Source organism: Pseudomonas sp. UBA7500, from assembly GCF_002478435.1.
Classification (GTDB): Bacteria; Pseudomonadota; Gammaproteobacteria; order Pseudomonadales; family Pseudomonadaceae; genus Aquipseudomonas; species Aquipseudomonas palmensis.
Map to the genome: position 1 here is coordinate 158,142 of NZ_DLNW01000028.1, position 18,422 is coordinate 176,563.

Consider the following 18,422-nt stretch of genomic DNA (forward strand, 5'->3'; position numbering starts at 1 on the left):
ACACCGCATGAAGCGATTGGCTGGTCTTTCCGCCCTTGCCTTGATCATCTCCAGCACCAGTGGTTGTGGCTGGCTCTGGGGCGAAGAGGGTTACTTCCGTGACCGGGGCAGCGATTATCTGGAGGCCACTCAAAAGCCGCCGATGCAGCTGCCGCCGGATGTCAGCAACGTCAAGCGTCTTGACCCGCTGCTGCCGATTCCGCGCAACGTCGCCGACGACAACGTCAAGGGCGAGTTCGAAGTGCCGCGTCCACAGCCGTTGGCGGCAGGTGCCGACATCAGCGATTTCAGCCTGCAGAAGAGCGGCGCTTCGCGTTGGGTCCTGGCCCAGCGCGCCCCGGCCGAGGTGTGGCCGGTGGCCCACCAGTTCTTCGAGGACAACGGCTTCCGCATCGCCGAAGAGCGCCCGCAGACCGGCGAGTTCAGCACCACCTGGCAGCGTTTCGACGAGTTGTCGGCGTCCATGGCCCAGCGCCTGGGCGGTGTTGCAGGCAGCAGCAACAATGAAATCCGTGCCCGGGTTCGCATCGAGCCGGGCGTACAGCGCAATACCAGTGAAGTCTATGTGGTGACCGTCGAGCGTGCTGCCGGCAGCGCCACCGAACAGGACTTTCCGGCACGCGCCGAGAACACCGGTGTGGACGCTGCACTGGTCGACGAAATGCTTGCCAGCATGACCCGCAGCGCCGAGAAGGGCGGTTCGGTATCGCTGCTGGCGGCCCGTGACTTCGATACCCCGAGCCGTGTCAGCCTGAGCGAAGACGGCAGCGGCAACCCGGTACTGAACCTGGGCGCCGACCTCGATCGCGCCTGGTCCAGCGTCGGCCGTGCCCTGGAACAGGGCGAATGGCGGGTTGAGGACATCAACCGCAGCCTGGGCCTGTACTACATCAACCTTGCCGAAAAAGCCGAGGCCAAGGACCAGGAGCCTGGTTTCTTCAGCCGCCTGTTCGGCAGCGCGCCGAGCAAGGAAGAGCGTGAAGCCCGCGCCGAGCGCTATCAGGTACGCCTGAGCAAGGTGGGTGACAGCGTGCAGGTGACGGTCGAGAAGAACATCAACACCGTGGCCCCGGCCGATGTGGCCCGTCGCGTGCTGAGCGTCATCCAGGACAACCTGGGTTAAGTGCGCTTCGCCGTACTCGGAAGTGGCAGCCAGGGAAATGGCACGCTGATTGTCAGTGGCAGTACCTGCGTACTGGTCGATTGCGGGTTCTCCCTGCGCGAAACCGAGCGGCGTCTGGCGCTGCTCGGCGTGTCGGCGGCGCAGTTGAGCGCGGTGCTGGTGACCCACGAGCATGCCGACCACGTGCATGGGGTGGGGTTGCTGTCGCGGCGCTACAATGTGCCGGTGTACCTCAGTCGTGGCACCTTGCGCGGGATGCGCAAGCCCGTGGAGCCCAGCGGCTTCCTGGCAGCTGGCGATACCCTGCAGCTGGGTGCATTGAGCATTGCCGCCGTTGGCGTCAGCCACGATGCGCTGGAGCCCTTGCAGTATGTGTTCAGCGATGGCCGCCGCCGGTTTGGCGTGCTGACCGACCTGGGCTCGTACGACGCGGCCCTGCTCGACAGCTATCAGGGCCTGGATGCCTTGCTGATCGAAGCCAACCATTGTCGCGACATGCTGGGCCGCGGGCATTACCCGATGTTCCTCAAGCAGCGCGTGGGTGGCGACTACGGACATTTGAACAACCACCAGGCCGCGCGCCTGGTGTCGGAGTTGGGCTGGCAGAACCTGCAGCACCTGGTGCTGGCCCACCTCAGCAGCAAGAACAACCTGCCACAGCTGGCCCGGCAATGTTTCGTCGACGCCCTCGGGTGTGACCCGGACTGGCTGCAAGTGGCGAATCAGGATTACGGGCTCGACTGGCGCGAAATCGCCTAGCCCATTTCAATTTAGCAAGCGGAGCCCATCATGGAAAAACGTGAAGAACTCTACCGCGGCAAAGCCAAGTCGGTGTACAAGACCGACGACGCCGACCGCTTGATCCTGCTGTTTCGCAACGACACCTCGGCGTTCGACGGCAAGCGTATCGAACAGCTCGACCGCAAGGGCATGGTGAACAACAAGTTCAACGCCTTCATTATGCAGAAGCTTGAAGAAGCCGGCATTCCAACCCAGTTCGACAAGCTGCTGGGCGACAACGAATGCCTGGTCAAGAAGCTCGACATGATTCCGGTCGAGTGCGTGGTGCGCAACTACGCAGCCGGCAGCCTGGTCAAGCGCCTGGGCGTGGAGGAGGGCATCAAGCTGGAGCCGTCGACGTTCGAGCTGTTCCTCAAGAACGACGAGAAAGGCGACCCGTTCATCAACGAATCCCACGTGGTTGCGTTCGGCTGGGGCACCGCCGAGCAGCTGGTGAAAATGAAGGCGCTGTCGTTGAAGGTCAACGAAGTGCTGAGCAAGCTGTTCGACGACGCTGGTCTGCTGCTGGTGGACTTCAAGCTCGAGTTCGGCGTGTTCCATGGCGAGATCGTGCTGGGTGACGAGTTCAGCCCGGATGGTTGCCGCCTGTGGGACAAGGAAACCCGCAAGAAGATGGACAAGGACCGCTTCCGTCAGGGTCTGGGCGACGTGATCGAAGCCTACGAAGAAGTTGCCAAGCGTCTGGGCGTGCCGCTGTAAGCGCGTGACTGACGCAAGCGCCTGATACCACGCGAATTTTTTTCACAAGAAGCTTTGCGTTTGGGAAAACTGCTGGTATCATGCGCGCCACTGGAGAGATGCCGGAGTGGCCGAACGGGACGGATTCGAAATCCGTTGTACTGGCAACAGTACCTAGGGTTCAAATCCCTATCTCTCCGCCATACATGCAAGAGCCCCTGAAACCTACGGTTTCAGGGGCTTTTTGCTTTTCGCGTGCGCACAGCAATTGTGCGTAGGAAACACTGTTCCCTGTTTCGGCGCATTCTGGCACTCAAGTAACACCCCATAAACCACGTATTCACGCCTGCAGTCAGGACTTTTCCTATGGGCAGTGAAAGTGGCCGGTATTACTCTCGACCTGCACCTGAAAACAAGTGCGCACATGAATCCATCATGAAAAGGATATTTCCATGGGTAAGTACTGCTGCATGTATATCAACGAGTTCAAGGTCGACCAACCTGCTGAAGACGAAGTGGATAGCGTCAAGCTGGAAGAAGAGTTCACGCCAGAAGAAGCTGCTGTACTGGCTGAGTGATGAAAATGAATGAGGCGCTTGCTGCGCCTCATTTTTCTTTCAGCGTATATGGAAATTCCAGCCGATGAACATGATTGCTCCCGAGCGTACGTTGTCATTGCAAGATGCAGAAAGTGTGATAGATCAGCACTTTATCAACGAAGGAATACAGGTAACCCTGAACCGTTACGGTAGCCCGCTGTCCAGCACTGTGGCCACGCTTGAATTCCCCTTTGACAGCCGTGACATGGAGTCTGTCGGCTGCGGAAAAGGGTATGAAGCGGAGGCGCGCATCGGCGCCAAGTATGAAGCGTATGAACATAGCATGGGGCCACTTCAACTACGCTCCCATAGCGCCTTGCAGTGTTTTGATTCGGTTGTTTCCCAACCGGCCCTGCAGGGCGTACTGCCGGTGCAGATGCTTCGTCATTCGAAGACTGCACAGATGGCTGTCATCCACTTTGCGGCGCATGAAGCATCAGGCGGCGCTGATCTGCACTACCCGTCATTCCTGATCAATCATCAGTATGCCAATGAAGCCATCGCTGGCGATGATACCGACTATGGCGCTGCGCGCCGATATTCCTGTGGTACGGGTGTGGCAGCAGGCTACGGGTTCACCGAGGCGGCGATACATGCCGCGAGCGAAGTCATAGAGCGCCACGGTATCGGCCGCTTTATTGCACAGCACTTCTTTTACGAGTGCAAAACACCCATAAGAAAGATCGCTCACGCCTCGATGCCGCAAGCATTGCTGCAAACCTTGCGCGATGCGCAAGGTGCCATCGGGGCCTCGATCGAAGTGTTCGACGCCACCAGCCAGATACCCTATCCCGTTTTCATTGCCTATTGCCCAGACAAGACAATCGCCGATGTGCATGTGGTTGGCGGTGGCTGTTCGCTGTACCCGAGCCACGCCGCAGCACGCGCCATCAAGGAGCTGGTGCAGCAATACAAAGTCGCCGAAGGCCTGGAAGAGGTCACCCGGGAATGGACAGGTTCAAGGAACAACCTGGCACGGCACCCACGGCTGCTGCGGTGCCTGCGCCTGGCGTTTGATTCGACGCAGCGCGCCAGGATGACATCTGCCCCCATGCCACGCGACCCGGACAGAATGCCACTGGATCAACATTTGCTGCACCTGAAGCACGAGTGCTTCAAGGCGGATCATCCCATCTGGGTAAAGGAGCTGCATTGCAGCGCGGCCCAAGTGAGCCTGGCCTGTGCCGTCATGCCGAAAATGGAAAGGTTCTCCATCGTCTCGCTGGGTGGAAAAGTGGTGCCTTGCTACAAGTACGAGTAAACGGCACCACCCTCAGGTCGCCAGGGGCAGGTCATCATCAACGGGCTGGATCAGCCCTCTCTTTCGGAATCAGGCCATTCATGAGCCCAACCAAAAACGTGAGCCCGCGTGAACGGCAGCGCCGTGATTATCTGCTGTCTTCGCCACTCGGCGCTGCTACCCGCGCGATCCACCTGGGGCAACATGAGGCGGGCCTGGATCAGTTTCCAGTGCCCGCACTGATCTGCAATTCCGCGGCACTGTTGGACTCCGTTGAAGCGGGGAGGGACATGCTCGGCAATGCAGAGGGGGAAAACTTTGCCTACCAGCGCTACGCCAACCCCACCGTTTCCGTCCTGGAGGCGAAGTTTCGTGCCATCGAACACTGCGCCTACAGTCTGGCAGTCAACAGCGGAATGACCGCCTGCCTGCTGGTCTTTCGTGCGCTGCTGGGCGCAGGTGACCACGTCATCGTGCCCCGCGGCCTGTTCTATGAAGTGATCGAACAGCTTGAGCATGAAACACGTCAGCGTGGCATGACGCTGTCGGTCATTGAAGCGTACGAAACGGCGGCGTTTCAGGCGGCCCTGCGGCCCGACACCAGAATGATCTTTATCGAGGCACCCACCAACCCGGCTTTTCTGGACATCAATATTGCGGAACTGGCGAAACTTTGCATGAAGAACGCCGTTCTTCTGGTTGTCGACAATACCTTTCTAACGCCACTTTGCCAGAAGCCGTTGTCGCTGGGGGCGGCAGTGACCTTGTATTCCACCACCAAGCATATCAATGGGCACGGTGATGTAATGGGCGGGATGGTAAGTACCAATGACCCGGATCTGTTCAAGGCATTGAAGTCTCACAGGGAAAGTGCCGGGCTGATCCTCGACCCGTTTTCGGCCTGGCTTACGGTGCGTGGTTTGAGAACACTTGCGCTCAGATTGAAAAAGCATGCCGACAATGCACTTGCTGTCATTGCCATGTTGAATCAGGAGTTTCCCACGTTGCAATGGCGTGCCGTATGGTCGACCAGGAGCGCACAGGCCAACGGCATTGACCCGTCATTGCATACAGGTCTTATTGCCATTGTGTTGCCTTCGCAGGAAGCGGGCACAATCTTTGTTAGTCAACTGCAATTGATACGAACAGGTACCACCTTCGGGAACATTGAATCCCTGTGTTATCACTACGGTAGTTTTGCCCGAGCAGGCGGCACCGACCTGGAGCGAATGGGCGTACCTCGCGGGTTGGTCCGGATCTCTGTGGGGCTGGAAGACACCGACGATATCAATGCAGACATCAGGCGCGCACTGCGCCTTGCCATGCCCGCCGAAGCCTCGGCAGCAGGCGAAGTGTCGCCGGTGTGAAGCTCGAGAATCTGAGCCGAAAATCAGAATGACCGTCGAAGTCGATTCGCAGGCCCTGCCCGGGCAACTAGCACGAACGTTCCATAAGACTTTGAAAGGTGTAACAAATCTTTTGATTTATTGTGCTGACCTCCCTACAATCGCCGCGCCATCAGTAAGACGGCGAATCGTAATTTAAGGGATTTAGAATGAAAAAGTTTATCAAGGCATCGGTCGCAATCGCTGTTGTTTCGGGTGTTGCCCTGCTGTCCGGTTGCACTGGCCAAGTGTACAACCAGCCAAAGAACTGCTCGTACGATTACCTGTTCCACCCTTCGGTTTCCATCTCCAAGGTTATTGGTGGCTGCGGTCCAATCGACAAACTGCCGCAGCAGCAGTAAGTTTGGCGTGATCAGGCCATTGCGGCCTGATCAAGAAACCCCGACACGCCAAGTGTCGGGGTTTTTTTTGGCTTGCCAATTATCTGGCAAAAAAATTGATATCAAAATGATATTAACTGTTGTGGTCAACTAAGATTTATCCAGCACGGCCAGCGGTACAACGCCTAGGCCTTGAGATGGTCGACGATCTCATCCTTGGTCAGCAGCCGTTTCTTGCGCAGTTCCGTCACCTGATCGTCCGTGGCGCTGCCGCTTTCTGCCTCGACCACTTGGGCGTCGATCGCGTTGTACTTCTCGTGCAACGTACTGAGCCGCGGGTCGGTTTTCTTTTTTTCGTCGAAGGCTTCCCTGGTCAGATTCAGGTCTGCAAGCAAATCGTGTTTGACCGGCATCTCTTCACCTCTGCTGATAGGTTGGTGGGCATGAACCTTCAGGATAGACGCGTTTGCCGCCCCCCGCAGATGGGGTAGTCTGTCGAATCATTTCCCCCGACGGACGCCCGAGTCATGCCCCATCTGCACCTGGAATACAGCGCCAACCTGCGCGAGCTTGAAGTCGACAAGGTTCTGCTGCGCCTGAATCACGCGCTGGTCGGCAGTGGTCAGTTCGCCCAGGAACTGGATATCAAGAGTCGCGCGCGCGCCTTCGAACATTTTCGTGTGGGCGTGGCCCCGGTCGAGCGGGCATTTGTCTGTGTGCGGCTGTCGCTGCTCAGCGGCCGCTCCCCGGAGGTCAAGAAGCAGCTCTCGGGCAGCCTGCTCGAGGTGCTCAAGGATGCGGTGGTCGAGGTGAGCGGTCGCGAGCTTCAGTTGAGCGTCGAGCTTATCGACATGGACCGCGACAGCTACGCCAAGGTGCTGTTGCCCGCCTGACCGCTGTTCGGGAGCAGGGCGACAAGGCCCTGTTCCTGAATAAAGGCTGAACAAGAAGTGTTCTGCCCTTCGCTCAATAAAGTGCAATTATTTGTTGGCGTCTTTTTCACGAAAAATTGATGGCACCCTGCCTACAGTCCGCCTTGTTTTTAATTGATGTTGCAATGACATCGTCCCGGACTTTCAAGAAGCGAAGCGCCATGTTCAAGTTAAAGCCCCTGCGTGCCGAATGGGTAACGTTGATTGCCAGCCTGTACCTGTTGATCGGTTTCAACGCGGTGCTGTGGCAGCATGTTTTCAGTATCGTGCCGGGGGATGCCCCGGGCCTGGTTCTGCGCCTGGCGTTTGCCGTGCTGGTGTTCTGCGCGTTCAACCTGGTGCTGACCCTGGTGGCCTTCCGGCCCGTGTTCAAGCCGGTGCTGGCGGGGTTGTTCCTTGTCAGCGCGGGGGTGGCCTACTTCATGAATCGCTACGGCGTGCTGATCGATGTGGGCATGTTGCGCAATACCATGGAAACCAATGCCACCGAAGTGCGTGATCTGCTCTCGTTCACGTTGGCCGGCTATATCCTGTTACTGGGCGTAGTGCCGAGTATTCTTTTATATAAAACCCCGATTCTTTATCGCACCTTCCCCCGTGAGTTGTTGAGCAAGTTGGTGGTCGGTACGGCCAGCGCAACAGTACTGGGCGCGGTGGCATTGCTCAATTACCAGGGGCTTTCCTCGTTGTTTCGCAATCACCATGAACTGCACCTGATGGTCGTGCCCAGCAACTATGTCGGCGCCGCAGTAGCCTATGTCAGCGAGCAGCTAGGCAGCGCGCATGTACCGTTGCGCCGCATTGGCGAAGATGCCGTGCGCCCGCTGGCGGTAACGCCCCAGGCCCGCAAGTCGTTGACTGTGCTGGTGGTGGGCGAGAGCGCCCGCGCACAGAACTTCGGCCTGCTCGGTTACGACCGCGATACCACGCCTCAGCTGAGCAAGGAGGCGGGGCTGGTGGCCTTCAGCGACGTGCATTCGTGCGGCACCGAAACGGCGGTGTCGGTACCCTGCATGTTCTCCACCTTCACCCGCAAGCAGTATGACGCCAGCAAGGCCAGGAACCAGGAGGGCCTGCTCGACGTGCTGCAGCGTGCCGGCATCGCGGTGCACTGGCGCGACAACCAGTCCGGCTGCAAGGGCACCTGCGATCGCGTGGCGTTCGAGGATGTCAGCAACCTCAAGGACCCGGCTCTGTGCGCCGACAGCGAATGCCACGACGAAATCCTGTTGAAGGGGCTGGAGGCGATGCTCGACAACCTGCAGCAGGACACCGTGCTGGTACTGCACCAGATGGGCAGCCACGGGCCGGAGTACTTCAAGCGCTACCCCAAGGCCTACGAGCGTTTCACCCCGGTGTGCCGCAGCAATGCCCTGGACAAGTGCGACCGCCAGAGCATCATCAATGGCTACGACAACACCCTGGTGTACACCGACCACGTGCTGGCCACGCTGATCGACGTCCTGCGCAGCCGCCAGGACAAGGTCGACACCGCCATGCTGTACCTGTCCGACCATGGCGAGTCGCTGGGTGAGTACAACCTGTTCCTGCACGGCACGCCCTACATGCTCGCTCCCGAGCAGCAGAAGCACATACCGATGCTGGCGTGGTTTTCCGATGGCTATCGCAAGGACTATGCCGTCGATACCGACTGTCTGCAGCGCTCGCGCAACCAGCCGCTGAGCCAGGACAACCTGTTCCATTCGATGCTCGGCCTGCTGCGGGTGCACACCTCGGTGTACGACCCGCAACTGGACATGTTCGCCAGTTGCCGTCCGGTGGTCGCTACACACTGACCGCGTGCGCAGGCTGGCGAGGGAACGGCGGTCGAGCGGTTTCCCGGCGGTGGCCTGCGCCGTATATACTGCGCGCCATTGTTCGTGGGAGAGCCTTGTGGCCATCGATATTCACTGGATTTGCGACGACCGCAGCCTGGCCGAGCACTGCCGACAGTGGCGGCAGTTGCCTTATGTAGCGCTTGATACCGAATTCATGCGGGTTGACACGTTTTACCCCATCGCCGGTTTGATCCAGGTCGGCGACGGGCAGCGTGCCTTTCTGATCGATCCGTTGCTGATCGGCGACTGGCAGCCGCTGGCCGAGCTGCTCGAAGACAGCGCCGTTACCAAGGTGCTGCATGCCTGCAGCGAAGATCTCGAAGTGCTGATGCGCCTGACCGGCAGCCTGCCGGCGCCGCTGTTCGACACCCAACTGGCCGCCGGCTACCTGAATCTCGGGTTCTCCATGGGCTACTCGCGACTGGTGCAGGAAGTACTCGGCATCGAGCTGCCCAAGGGCGAGACCCGTTCGGACTGGCTGCAGCGCCCGCTGTCGGAAACCCAGGTCAGCTACGCCGCCGAAGATGCCGTGCACCTGGCCGAAGTCTACGAGCGCCTGCGCCCGCAGCTGTCCGAAGACAAGAATGCCTGGGTGCTGGAAGACGGCGCCGAGCTGGTGGCCCAACTGCGCCGCGAAACCGACCCCTACGAGCTGTACCGTGATGCCAAGCTGGCCTGGAAGCTGTCGCGTGCGCAACTGGCGGTGCTGCGCGAGCTGTGCGCCTGGCGCGAACGCGAGGCGCGTGCGCGCAACCTGCCGCGCAACCGGGTGCTGCGCGAGCAATCGCTGTGGCCTCTGGCCCGTACCCAGCCCGACAATCTGTCGGCCCTGGCCAAGATCGAAGACATGCACCCGCGCACCATTCGCCAGGATGGCGAGTTCCTGCTCGAGCTGATCAAGAAGGCCGCCAGCGTGCCGCCCAGCGAGTGGCCGCCGGCCCTGCCCGAGCCCTTGCCGATCGAGGCTTCGGCGCTGCTCAAGCAGCTGCGTGCCATCGGCCAGGCCGAAGGCGAGCGCCTGGGCATCGCGCCCGAACTGATGCTGCGAAAGAAAACCCTCGAGGCGCTGCTCAAGAGCGGCTACCCCAACGGGCCCTATCAACTGCCTGATTCGTTGCGCGGCTGGCGCCGCGAGCGGATGGGCCAGGCGCTGCTCGATTGCCTGGCCGGCACCGGAGACCAGCCATGAAACGTATCTGCTCGATCTACAAGAGCCCGCGCAAGAATGAAATGTACCTCTACGTGCTCAAGGCCGATGGCCTGGAGCGCGTGCCCGAGGGGCTGCTGCCGGCCTTTGGCAAGCCGGTGCATGCCTTCGACCTGGTGTTGACCCCCGAACGCCAACTGGCCCGCGAAGACATCACCCAGGTGCTGGCCAATCTGGAGAAGCAGGGCTACCACCTGCAGATGCCGCCACTTGAAGACGAGTACATCGAGCATCTTCCCGAAGAGCTGTTGCGGCGCAACGACCCGGTCTGAGCTTTTTTCTGTCTTGCATGGCGCGGCCCGCGCAGTGAGCGGGCCAGCGCCGTGGTTTATGCCAAGGTTATCCAAAACATGCGCGTTCTGATCGTTGAACAGGATCATGCCCTTTACGCTCGCCTGCTGCGCGAGATGGCACCGGACCTCGAGGTAGTGACCAGCGGCGACTCTGCCGAACTGTCGAAGCTGGCAGCAGAGTGCCCGGTGTGGCTCGGCCAGCCCGATCTGCTGGCCACCCTGCTGCGTCAGGGCCACGGCCCTGCCTGGGTGCAGTCGACCTGGGCCGGCATCACCCCGCTGTTGGTCGACGGCTTGCCGCGTGGCTATCGCCTGACGCGGGCGGTGGGCATCTTTGGCCAGGTGATGGCCGAGTACGTGCTCACCTACATGCTCGGCCATGAGCGCGAGGTGCTCGCGCGCGTGCTCAGCCAGGTGGAACGCAAGTGGGACGGGCGCCTGGGGCGCAGCCTGGAAGGGCGGCGCGTGCTGATCGTGGGCACCGGTGACATCGGCCAGCAGGTTGCCGAGTTCCTGCTGCCCTTCGGTGTCACCTTGTATGGCGTGGCCAGCCAGGCCCGCGTACAGGCGCCGTTTGTCGAGGTGGCCGGCCTGGATGAGCTGGGACGGTTGGTGGGCGAGGTGGATTATGTGGTCAACCTGCTGCCCGACACGCCTGCCACCCACGACCTGTACAACGCCGCGCTGTTCGCCAGGTTCAACCCCCAGGCGCTGTTCATCAATGCCGGGCGTGGGGTGTCGGTGGTCGATGCCGACCTGGTCGAGGCGCTGAAGCTGGGGCACCTGGCGGGCGCGGTGATCGATGTATGCCGCCAGGAGCCGCTGCCGCAGCGTCATCCGTTCTGGACCGCCTGGGGCCTGCTGCTGACCGGGCACAGCTCGGCGCCGACCTCGCCGACGGCGATGGTGCGTTTGTTCGTGGAGAATCTGCGGGCATACGAGGCGGGGCAGGCGTTGCGTGGCGAGGTGGATTTCGAGCGGGGCTACTGACTGAAACCGCGTCGCAGCCGTCGTTGGCAAGGCCGGCGCCTACAGGAGATCCTTTAGGCGCCGGCCTTGCCGGCGAACGGGGCGCCGCGAACTTCAGCCCTACAGGCTGAAATCACCCTCGGCCGCCAGCTCGCTCAACGGCTTGCGCGGGCTTGGCACTTCGCGGGCCTGCAGGTACTCGGCCAGGCTGGCCTTGTCGCCCAGCTTGCCGATGGCGACCATCGCATGCAGTTCATAGCCGTCCGGAATCTTCAGCTCCTTGCGCGCCAGCGCCTGGTCGAACCCGGCCATGCCGTGGGTATGCCAGCCACTGATGCTGGCCTGCAACGCCAGGTGGCCCCAGGCCGAGCCGGTGTCGAAGGTGTGCCACAGCGCCGGGGTTTCTTCGCTGGCGCCAGGGGCGGTAAAGGTGGTCTTGGAAATCACCAGCACCAGCGCCGAGGCGTGCTGGGCCCAGCTGCGGTTGAATTCGTTGAGCAGGCCCAGGAAGCGCTCCCAGTTCGGCGTGTCACGGCGCGCGAACAGAAAGCGCCATGGCTGCGAGTTGTAAGCCGAGGGGGCCCAGCGCGCTGCTTCGAAGAAGCTCAGCAGGGTGTCTTCGGCAATCGGTTCGGCGGTAAACGCCCGGGGCGACCAGCGCTGGATGAACTGCTCGGCAATGGCATAGTCGGCAACGCGAGGGTTGGCACTCATGGAGGGGTTCCTGACAGGGTGGGAAAACACACAGCCTGTCAAACTACTGCGTGGCGCCAGCCCTGACAAGCGGTCTGGCAAAGCCCGGCCACACGCCCTAGACTGGCGCCGCCACGCGCGCGCACTTGAATTGAAACAGGACAAAACGCACCATGCCTGCCACCCAACCCTTCTGGATCAGCAAGCCCCTCGATCAGCTCGATCGCCAGGAGTGGGAGTCGCTGTGCGATGGGTGCGGCCTGTGCTGCCTGCAAAAGCTCGAGGACGAAGACGACAACAGCGTCTACTACACCAGCATTGCCTGCAAGCTGCTCGACCTCAAGACCTGCCAGTGCAGCGATTACCCCAACCGCTTTGCCTCGGTACCCGACTGCATCCAGCTCACCCCGGGCAAGGCCGACCAGTTCAAGTGGCTGCCGCCCACCTGTGGCTATCGGCTGGTCAGCGAGGGCAAGGACCTGCCCAGCTGGCATCACCTGGTCAGTGGCGATCGCGAGCAGGTGCACAAGCAACGCATTTCGTGGTCTGGCCGCATGCTCAGTGAAGACAGCGTGGCCGAAGACGATTGGGAAGACTATCTGATTTTCCGCGCCGGCTGAGGCTGCGGCGCAAGGGGATGTGAATGGAGATACGTCGCTGTTTGCTGGGGGCTGCGCTTTTGCTGGCGAGCCATGGCGCCTGGGCGAAGAAGGTCGACCTGGATTACCACGTGCGCCTGTTGCCCCAGAGCGGGCAGGCCGAGGTGCGCCTGACCCTGGCCGACGGCGCAGCGGTGCGCAGCCTGGATTTCGACCTGGGCAAGGAAGCCGTCTACAGCGATTTCAAGGCCGATGGCGCCTGGCAGTTGCAGGCCGGAGCACGCCGTGGTCTGTGGCAGCCGGGGGCGGGAGTGTCCAGCCTGAGCTACCGGGTACAGCTTAACCATGCCCTGAAGAACGCCGGCTACGACAGCCGCATCACTGCGCAATGGGCCTTGTTCCGGGGCGATGACCTGGTGCCTGCCGCACGCCTCGACCAGCAGGACGGCACCGAGCTGGTCGCGCGCCTGGTGTTCGAGTTGCCGGGCGACTGGAAGAGTGTCGAAACGCCCTGGCCGCGGATTGGCAAGCAGCGTTTCCGCATCGACAACCCTTCGCGCTTGTTCGACCGGCCTACCGGCTGGATGCTCGCCGGCAACCTGGGCAGCCGGCGCACCCGTCTGGGCGAGACCGAGGTCACCGTCGCCGGGCCCCAGGGCCAGGGCCTGCGGCGCATGGACACCCTGACCCTGCTGACGTTCGTGTGGCCACAGCTGCAGAGCGTGTTCCCGCGCAACCCGCCCAAGCTGCTGCTGGTGGGCGCCCGCGACCAGTTGTGGCGCGGCACCCGGGCCGGCTACCACTCGATCTACCTCAACAGCAATCGCCCGTTGGTCAACGAGAACGGCAGCAGCCCGTTGTTGCGCGAACTGGTGCGGGTGTTCGCCCAGGTCAACGACCAGGAGCGCAGTGACTGGATTGGCGAGGGGCTGGCCGAATACTACGGCATCGAACTGCTGCGCCGTGCCGGCGGCATCACCGAGGACCGCTACCAGGCCGTGCAGGCCCGGCTGGCCAGGCAGGGTGAAAAGGTCACCACGCTGCGCGGTGAGCAGATCACCGATGCGGGGGTGGCCCGTGCGGTGTTGCTGCTGCAGGCGCTGGACCGCGAGATCCGCCTGCACACGCATAACCAGCGTTCGCTGGACGACGTGACCCAGGGCCTGATGCGGCTCAACAGCGTCAGCACCGCGGAGTTCATCCAGCTCAGTGAAAACGTGCTGGGGCGTGGCTCCGAGGTGCTGGACACCAAGCTGTTGCGTTAGGCCTTGGGGCTTTTGAGCGAGTCGTTGCCGGTGACCGTGGCGCTGTGGGTGGCCGCTTGCGCATTGGCCTTCAGCACGCTGAGCTCTTCACCGGTGCGTTCGATCTTGCTGCGGATCTGATCCAGGTCGCGGCGCCCGCGCTCGATCAGGCTCTTGGCCGAACTGTGTCCGGTGATGCCCCGGGCCAGCGCCACGCCGCCGATGGCGATCTGGATCAGGCCGAAGAAACCGCCGCGACGCAGCCCCTTGCCGACCATCACCACACCCGTGGCCAGGGAGCCAGCGCGCTCCCAGCCTTGCACGTTGTGTTCGGTCTTGCTCTGAAACGGTGTGGCCAGGGTCAGGGTCTTGTTCTGGGACATGGTCGTACTCCTGTGGGGGCATGGATAGTCAGCAGACCGCCAGGGCCGCCAGGACGTTCCCGCGGATTACTTGAATTTGGGCCCGGAGCGGGTGTTCAGGCCCTTGGCCATGCGGTCGTAGAGCACCACGTTGACGGTGGCAGCGAGGTTCATGCAGCCATTGGTCGGGATGTAGATGGTCTCTTCGCACCAGGCGCGCACGTCGGCATCCAGCGAGCCGTCTTCAGGGCCGAAGATGTAGATCGCGCGGTCGGGGTGAGTGTATTCGGGCAGCGGGCGGGCGCCCTCGACCAGTTCGACGGCAACCGGTGTGCAGCCCAGCGGGATGATCTTCTGCAGGTCGTCGATGCCGATCAGCGGGATGTCATAGTGCACCCGCTTGGTGTCGGTGACGAAGTCGCGGGCGCGCTCGTAGCGCTTGCCGGTGTAGAACACCGAGTTCACGCCATAGCAACCCGCCGCACGCATCACCGAACCGACGTTCTCCGCTGATTTGGGGTTGAACAGACCAATGCAGCTGTACCGTTTGTTCGCCACGTGCCGGGGCCCTTGAGAAAAAAGACGCGATTATACGGGCTTGCCGGCACGGGTGGGGCGCAGGGTCAGTCTTTCTTGAGCAGCCCGGCCAGCCCGGCGAACGGGTTATGGGTGGCCTTGGCGATGCTTGGGCTGGCGGTGGAGCCTTCGCTGAAGTACTGCTGGTCGGTGTAGCGCGAGTGCTCGTTGTCGTGGCAGTACAGGCACAGCAGTTCCCAGTTCGAACCGTCCTGGGGGTTGTTGTCGTGGTTGTGGTCGCGGTGGTGCACGGTCAGTTCGCTCAGGCGCTTGCCGGCGAATTCGCGGGCGCAGCGGCCGCACACGTGGGGGTACATGCGCAGGGCCTTGTCGCGGTAGCCCATTTCCTTGTCGCGCTTGGCATCGGCGAGGATGCGGTCCAGCCGCGCGGTGGCGGCGGCGGAAGAGGTTGCCGAACTCATGGTTGTACCTTTCTCGGGCTTGTTACGGTTATGCCGTGAAGTTTAGCGCCATGACGGGCATTTCGGACAGGCAAACCGCAGCGCTTGCGCGTAGCCTGTAGGCAGCACTCTCCAGGAGCCCGCCCCATGCGCCATGCGAGCATTGCCCTGCTGTTGATTGCCTGGCTCGGCCAGGCCCAGGCTGCGGACCTGCAGCCACGCACCCTCGCACCGGTACCGGGTGCACCGGGTACGCCCACGCCCACCCCTTACCCGCAGGTGGCCCCGTCGACCATCCCCCGTGCAGGGCAGGGCTCGTCGGGTGCGCCGCTGTTGCCGCCGATTCCCTTGCCCAGCCCGCCGAAGGACCAGCCGCTGCCAGGGCTTGCGCCGGATGCCGGCAAGGACAAACCGCGCGAGGGCTAGACCTGCTGCGAGAGACGCTGGCCGTCGAGCATGCGCAGGCGACGCGACAGTGCCACGGCCAGGGCGCGGATGATCTTGGCGGCCACCTTGGGCGTTTCGTTGAGCATTTTTTCCAGTGAGTCCTTGCCCAGGTTGAGCAGTTGACAGTCGCTGGCGGCCACGCAGCTGGCCGATCGGCGTTCGCCGTCCAGCACGGCCATCTCGCCAAAGGCGCGGCCCTTGCGCAGGGTGGCGATCTCCACCTGATGCTCGTCGGGGTCGGTCTTGCGTACCGATACCTGGCCCGAGTGGATGATGCACATGAAGGTGCCGGAATCGCCTTCGTGGAAGATTTCCTCGCCCTGGGCGATGGTGCTGATGCTGAAGTAGCCGGCAGCGGTCTGAAAGTCAGGCGGCAGCAGTTGGTCGAACAGGCCGCAGTCCATGAGCATGTCGCGAATTTCGTTGTTCAGGGAGGTCGGGTCGGGCATCGCGGTTGGTCTTTTTCTTGGAGGTTTGTGGTGTCTGGTTTTCGCCGTCAAGGCCGGCTCCTGCAATGGCCAGTGCATAGCTTGCAGGAGCCGGCCTTGCCGGCGAATTGCTGATTCAGACAACAGAAATCCTGAATTACACCAGGCCCAGCACTTTAAATACGAACGCGTACTCCAGTGCCACGTCCTTGAGCCCCTGGTAGCGCCCGCTCATGCCGCCATGCCCGGCGCCCAGCTCGGTCTTGAGCAGCAGCAGGTTGTCATCGGTCTTGTGCACGCGCAGCTTGGCCACCCACTTGGCCGCCTCCCAGTACTGCACGCGGCTGTCGTTGTAACCGGCCACCACCAGCAGGGCAGGGTAGGCCTGGGCCTTCACGTTCTCGTAGGGCGCATACGCCTTGATGCGCGCGTGCACCTCGGGCTCCTGCGGGTTGCCCCACTCGTCATACTCGGTGACGGTCAGCGGCAGATCGGGGTCGAGCATGGTGTTGAGCACGTCGACGAACGGCACCTCGGCAATCGCCGCCTTGAACAGCTCGGGACGCTGGTTGAGCACCGCGCCGATCAGCAGCCCGCCGGCACTGCCGCCACTGATCGCCAGGTGCTCGGCATCGGTCACGCCGGTGGCGATCAGGTGTTCGGCGCAGGCGATGAAGTCGCTGAAGGTGTTGGGCTTGTGCTCCTGCTTGCCGGCCCGGTACCAGGCCTCGCCCAGTTCGCCGCCGCCGCGCACGTGGGCAATGGCGAAGGCCACGCCGCGCTCCAGCAGGCTCAGGCGCGCATGGGAAAACCACGGGTCCAGGCTTTCGCCGTAGGCACCGTAGCCGTACAGGTACAGCGGCACCGGCTTGCCGAGGTCCTCACGGCGCTGAACCAGGCTGATCGGTACCTGCGTGCCGTCGCCGGCGGTGGCCCACAGGCGCTGGCTGACGTAGGCGTCGGGGTCGAACGGGCCGAGCACCGGGGTCTGCTTGAGCACCTGCTGCTGACCATCGGCAAGCGTCAGCTGGCGTACCTGCGCAGGGCGGTTCAGCGCCTCGTAGCGCAGGCGGATGCGTGGGCTGTCGAACTCCAGGCTGTCCTGCACGTACAGGCTGTAGGCTGCATCCGGCAGCTCGACGCGGTAGGTGGGCAGGCCGTGGGGGCGCACCTCGATGATCGGCAGGCCGCCCTCGCGCAGGCTCAGGGTCAGGGCGCTGGCGTTCAGGGTCAGCCCCTCGAGCATCACGGTGTCGCGGTGCGGCACCAGTACCTGCCACTGCTCGTGGGTTGGCAGGGTGTCGGCCGGGCCGTGGAACAGGGCGAAATTGATGCCTTGCTGGTTGCTGCGGATGAACCAGTGCCAGTGGCCGTTCAACTGGCCATGGTCAGGGTAGTACTCATGGCCTTCGACCCGTGGTGCCAGGCAGGTGAACGCCTGTTCCGGGGTGTGCGCATCCAGTACCCAGGCCTCGCTGGTGGTCTTGCTGTTGAGCAGCAGGATCAGCTGGCGCTCGGAGCTGGCGCGGTAGCAGTGCAGGAAGAAGCGACCGTCGGCCTCCTCGAACACCTGCACCGCCCCCTGGGTGCCCAGGCGATGACGCATCAGCCGGTGCGGGCGGTGGGTGTCGTCCAGTTCGGCGAAGAACAGCGTCTGGCTGTCGTTGGCCCAGGTCATGCTGCCGTCGCAGTCTTCGAACGGCAGCTGTTCGACCGCGCCGCTGGCCAGGTCCTTGACGTACAGGGTGTAGACCTCGTCGCCGCTGGTATCCAGGCTGTAGGCCAGGCGCTGGTGGTCGGGGCTGATGTTGAAGGCGCCCAGGCTGAGGAAGCCGCCGGCGGCCAGCAGGTTGGGGTCCAGCAGCAGCTCTTCGCGGCTTTCATCGACCGTCGGCGAATCGTCGGCCGGGCGTGGGCAGCGGTAATGACGCGGGTACTCGTCGCCGGCGGTGGTGCGGGTGTAGTAAAGGTAGGGGCCCCAGGGCGAGGCCAGCGACAGGTCGGTTTCGAGAATGCGGCCACGGATCTCTTCGAACAGCTGCTCGCGCAACCCGGCCTGGTCGGCCAGTTGCGCCTCCTGATAGGCGTTTTCCGCGTTCAGGTAGGCCAGCACCTCGGGGGTGTCCCGGGCCTGCAACCAGGCATAGGGATCGGTGCCGGCATCCTGGCGGGCGATCGGGGCTTGGGGGGCGTTGGCAGCTGCGGACATGCGGGGTTCTCTTTGCTGGGGCGCGCCTGCGCGCTGAAAAGTCGTTATCATAAGCAT

Annotated in this window: 22 protein-coding genes and 1 tRNA gene; 16 read left to right on the forward strand and 7 right to left on the reverse strand. The window is 62.4% G+C overall.

All coding sequences use genetic code 11. From position 1 onward, the window contains the following. Positions 1-7: 7 nt before the first annotated feature. The 8 genes from bamC (at position 8) to B4I46_RS13925 (ending at position 6,188) form a co-directional block, all read left to right on the forward strand. Positions 8-1,123, forward strand: a complete 1,116-nt coding sequence (gene bamC / locus B4I46_RS13890) for an outer membrane protein assembly factor BamC (protein WP_213607179.1) — start codon at positions 8-10, stop codon at positions 1,121-1,123. Next, the gene (locus tag B4I46_RS13895) at positions 1,124-1,882 is read left to right on the forward strand and encodes an MBL fold metallo-hydrolase (RefSeq protein WP_286900655.1); all 759 of its coding nucleotides are present in this window, start codon (positions 1,124-1,126) and stop codon (positions 1,880-1,882) included. It begins immediately after the preceding gene. Between the two features lie 30 nt (positions 1,883-1,912). Continuing rightward, a complete protein-coding gene (gene purC, locus B4I46_RS13900; RefSeq protein WP_010223163.1) occupies positions 1,913-2,623 on the forward strand; it encodes a phosphoribosylaminoimidazolesuccinocarboxamide synthase in 711 nt (236 codons plus the stop codon). Between the two features lie 92 nt (positions 2,624-2,715). Beyond that, positions 2,716-2,805 (forward strand) — tRNA-Ser (locus B4I46_RS13905). A 249-nt stretch (positions 2,806-3,054) separates the two neighbouring features. Beyond that, on the forward strand, positions 3,055-3,180 hold the full coding sequence (locus B4I46_RS13910) for a hypothetical protein (RefSeq protein ID WP_254996984.1): 126 nt from the start codon (positions 3,055-3,057) through the stop codon (positions 3,178-3,180). A gap of 64 nt (positions 3,181-3,244) precedes the next feature. Next, on the forward strand, positions 3,245-4,462 hold the full coding sequence (locus B4I46_RS13915; RefSeq protein ID WP_286900657.1) for a YcaO-like family protein: 1,218 nt from the start codon (positions 3,245-3,247) through the stop codon (positions 4,460-4,462). Between the two features lie 80 nt (positions 4,463-4,542). Then, complete coding sequence (locus B4I46_RS13920) at positions 4,543-5,808, forward strand: trans-sulfuration enzyme family protein (RefSeq protein WP_100634612.1); 1,266 nt, start codon at positions 4,543-4,545, stop codon at positions 5,806-5,808. Between the two features lie 188 nt (positions 5,809-5,996). Then, a complete protein-coding gene (locus B4I46_RS13925; RefSeq protein WP_043864211.1) occupies positions 5,997-6,188 on the forward strand; it encodes a YhfL family protein in 192 nt (63 codons plus the stop codon). A 164-nt stretch (positions 6,189-6,352) separates the two neighbouring features. On the opposite strand, the gene B4I46_RS13930 is transcribed toward B4I46_RS13925, so the two are convergent. Further along, entirely contained in the window at positions 6,353-6,580 is a 228-nt protein-coding gene (locus tag B4I46_RS13930; protein ID WP_043864210.1) for a YdcH family protein, read from the reverse strand. Between the two features lie 114 nt (positions 6,581-6,694). On the opposite strand from B4I46_RS13930, the gene B4I46_RS13935 reads away from it, so the two are divergent. The 5 genes from B4I46_RS13935 (at position 6,695) to B4I46_RS13955 (ending at position 11,427) form a co-directional block, all read left to right on the forward strand. After that, positions 6,695-7,060, forward strand: coding sequence for a 5-carboxymethyl-2-hydroxymuconate Delta-isomerase (locus B4I46_RS13935; protein ID WP_286900659.1), 366 nt, complete (start codon positions 6,695-6,697; stop codon positions 7,058-7,060). Between the two features lie 200 nt (positions 7,061-7,260). Continuing rightward, positions 7,261-8,895 (forward strand): phosphoethanolamine transferase, encoded by a 1,635-nt coding sequence (locus B4I46_RS13940; protein WP_078481643.1) that lies wholly within the window; start codon positions 7,261-7,263, stop codon positions 8,893-8,895. A 97-nt stretch (positions 8,896-8,992) separates the two neighbouring features. Further along, a complete protein-coding gene (gene rnd / locus B4I46_RS13945) occupies positions 8,993-10,126 on the forward strand; it encodes a ribonuclease D (RefSeq protein ID WP_043864207.1) in 1,134 nt (377 codons plus the stop codon). Further along, the gene (locus B4I46_RS13950; protein WP_043864206.1) at positions 10,123-10,416 is read left to right on the forward strand and encodes a YcgL domain-containing protein; all 294 of its coding nucleotides are present in this window, start codon (positions 10,123-10,125) and stop codon (positions 10,414-10,416) included. The genes rnd and B4I46_RS13950 overlap by 4 nt, the downstream gene beginning before the upstream one ends. Before the next feature lie 78 nt (positions 10,417-10,494). Further along, positions 10,495-11,427 (forward strand): D-2-hydroxyacid dehydrogenase, encoded by a 933-nt coding sequence (locus B4I46_RS13955; RefSeq protein WP_043864205.1) that lies wholly within the window; start codon positions 10,495-10,497, stop codon positions 11,425-11,427. A 99-nt stretch (positions 11,428-11,526) separates the two neighbouring features. Here B4I46_RS13955 and B4I46_RS13960 read toward each other — a convergent pair whose 3' ends face one another. Next, on the reverse strand, positions 11,527-12,120 hold the full coding sequence (locus tag B4I46_RS13960; protein WP_043864204.1) for a nitroreductase family protein: 594 nt from the start codon (positions 12,118-12,120) through the stop codon (positions 11,527-11,529). 152 nt (positions 12,121-12,272) lie between these two features. Between B4I46_RS13960 and B4I46_RS13965 the strand changes: the two genes are divergently transcribed. Beyond that, on the forward strand, positions 12,273-12,719 hold the full coding sequence (locus tag B4I46_RS13965; protein WP_043864203.1) for a YcgN family cysteine cluster protein: 447 nt from the start codon (positions 12,273-12,275) through the stop codon (positions 12,717-12,719). Between the two features lie 23 nt (positions 12,720-12,742). Further along, positions 12,743-13,963: a hypothetical protein gene (locus B4I46_RS13970; RefSeq protein ID WP_043864202.1), complete on the forward strand. Its 1,221-nt coding sequence runs from the start codon at positions 12,743-12,745 to the stop codon at positions 13,961-13,963. Here the strand turns inward: B4I46_RS13970 and B4I46_RS13975 are convergent. From B4I46_RS13975 to B4I46_RS13985, 3 genes are all read right to left on the reverse strand, one after another. Further along, positions 13,960-14,325, reverse strand: coding sequence for a YgaP family membrane protein (locus tag B4I46_RS13975; protein ID WP_043864201.1), 366 nt, complete (start codon positions 14,323-14,325; stop codon positions 13,960-13,962). The genes B4I46_RS13970 and B4I46_RS13975 overlap by 4 nt on opposite strands. A gap of 66 nt (positions 14,326-14,391) precedes the next feature. Next, positions 14,392-14,862 carry an RNA methyltransferase gene (locus B4I46_RS13980; protein WP_043864200.1) on the reverse strand — a complete coding sequence of 157 codons (471 nt, stop codon included), beginning with the start codon at positions 14,860-14,862 and terminating at the stop codon, positions 14,392-14,394. Between the two features lie 65 nt (positions 14,863-14,927). Further along, positions 14,928-15,302: a YajD family HNH nuclease gene (locus B4I46_RS13985; RefSeq protein WP_043864199.1), complete on the reverse strand. Its 375-nt coding sequence runs from the start codon at positions 15,300-15,302 to the stop codon at positions 14,928-14,930. Positions 15,303-15,428: 126 nt separating this feature from the next. Between B4I46_RS13985 and B4I46_RS13990 the strand changes: the two genes are divergently transcribed. Beyond that, complete coding sequence (locus B4I46_RS13990) at positions 15,429-15,707, forward strand: hypothetical protein (RefSeq protein WP_043864198.1); 279 nt, start codon at positions 15,429-15,431, stop codon at positions 15,705-15,707. Here B4I46_RS13990 and B4I46_RS13995 read toward each other — a convergent pair. Both B4I46_RS13995 and B4I46_RS14000 read right to left on the reverse strand, forming a co-directional pair. Next, positions 15,704-16,177 carry a cyclic nucleotide-binding domain-containing protein gene (locus B4I46_RS13995; RefSeq protein WP_054914963.1) on the reverse strand — a complete coding sequence of 158 codons (474 nt, stop codon included), beginning with the start codon at positions 16,175-16,177 and terminating at the stop codon, positions 15,704-15,706. The two genes, B4I46_RS13990 and B4I46_RS13995, sit on opposite strands and share 4 nt — an antisense overlap. 136 nt (positions 16,178-16,313) lie before the next feature. Further along, the gene (locus B4I46_RS14000) at positions 16,314-18,365 is read right to left on the reverse strand and encodes a S9 family peptidase (protein WP_043864196.1); all 2,052 of its coding nucleotides are present in this window, start codon (positions 18,363-18,365) and stop codon (positions 16,314-16,316) included. Positions 18,366-18,422: the final 57 nt, after the last annotated feature.

Coding starts and splice junctions, on each gene's coding strand:
- B4I46_RS13935 (WP_286900659.1), top strand. CDS start 6,695: ATGCCCCATCTGCACCTGGAATACAGCGCCAACCTGCGCGAGCTTGAA.
- B4I46_RS13930 (WP_043864210.1), bottom strand. CDS start 6,580: ATGCCGGTCAAACACGATTTGCTTGCAGACCTGAATCTGACCAGGGAA.
- B4I46_RS13965 (WP_043864203.1), top strand. CDS start 12,273: ATGCCTGCCACCCAACCCTTCTGGATCAGCAAGCCCCTCGATCAGCTC.
- B4I46_RS13960 (WP_043864204.1), bottom strand. CDS start 12,120: ATGAGTGCCAACCCTCGCGTTGCCGACTATGCCATTGCCGAGCAGTTC.
- B4I46_RS13950 (WP_043864206.1), top strand. CDS start 10,123: ATGAAACGTATCTGCTCGATCTACAAGAGCCCGCGCAAGAATGAAATG.
- B4I46_RS13925 (WP_043864211.1), top strand. CDS start 5,997: ATGAAAAAGTTTATCAAGGCATCGGTCGCAATCGCTGTTGTTTCGGGT.
- B4I46_RS13990 (WP_043864198.1), top strand. CDS start 15,429: ATGCGCCATGCGAGCATTGCCCTGCTGTTGATTGCCTGGCTCGGCCAG.
- B4I46_RS14000 (WP_043864196.1), bottom strand. CDS start 18,365: ATGTCCGCAGCTGCCAACGCCCCCCAAGCCCCGATCGCCCGCCAGGAT.
- B4I46_RS13915 (WP_286900657.1), top strand. CDS start 3,245: ATGAACATGATTGCTCCCGAGCGTACGTTGTCATTGCAAGATGCAGAA.
- B4I46_RS13970 (WP_043864202.1), top strand. CDS start 12,743: ATGGAGATACGTCGCTGTTTGCTGGGGGCTGCGCTTTTGCTGGCGAGC.
- B4I46_RS13910 (WP_254996984.1), top strand. CDS start 3,055: ATGGGTAAGTACTGCTGCATGTATATCAACGAGTTCAAGGTCGACCAA.
- B4I46_RS13940 (WP_078481643.1), top strand. CDS start 7,261: ATGTTCAAGTTAAAGCCCCTGCGTGCCGAATGGGTAACGTTGATTGCC.
- B4I46_RS13975 (WP_043864201.1), bottom strand. CDS start 14,325: ATGTCCCAGAACAAGACCCTGACCCTGGCCACACCGTTTCAGAGCAAG.
- purC (WP_010223163.1), top strand. CDS start 1,913: ATGGAAAAACGTGAAGAACTCTACCGCGGCAAAGCCAAGTCGGTGTAC.
- B4I46_RS13995 (WP_054914963.1), bottom strand. CDS start 16,177: ATGCCCGACCCGACCTCCCTGAACAACGAAATTCGCGACATGCTCATG.
- B4I46_RS13985 (WP_043864199.1), bottom strand. CDS start 15,302: ATGAGTTCGGCAACCTCTTCCGCCGCCGCCACCGCGCGGCTGGACCGC.
- B4I46_RS13920 (WP_100634612.1), top strand. CDS start 4,543: ATGAGCCCAACCAAAAACGTGAGCCCGCGTGAACGGCAGCGCCGTGAT.
- bamC (WP_213607179.1), top strand. CDS start 8: ATGAAGCGATTGGCTGGTCTTTCCGCCCTTGCCTTGATCATCTCCAGC.
- B4I46_RS13955 (WP_043864205.1), top strand. CDS start 10,495: ATGCGCGTTCTGATCGTTGAACAGGATCATGCCCTTTACGCTCGCCTG.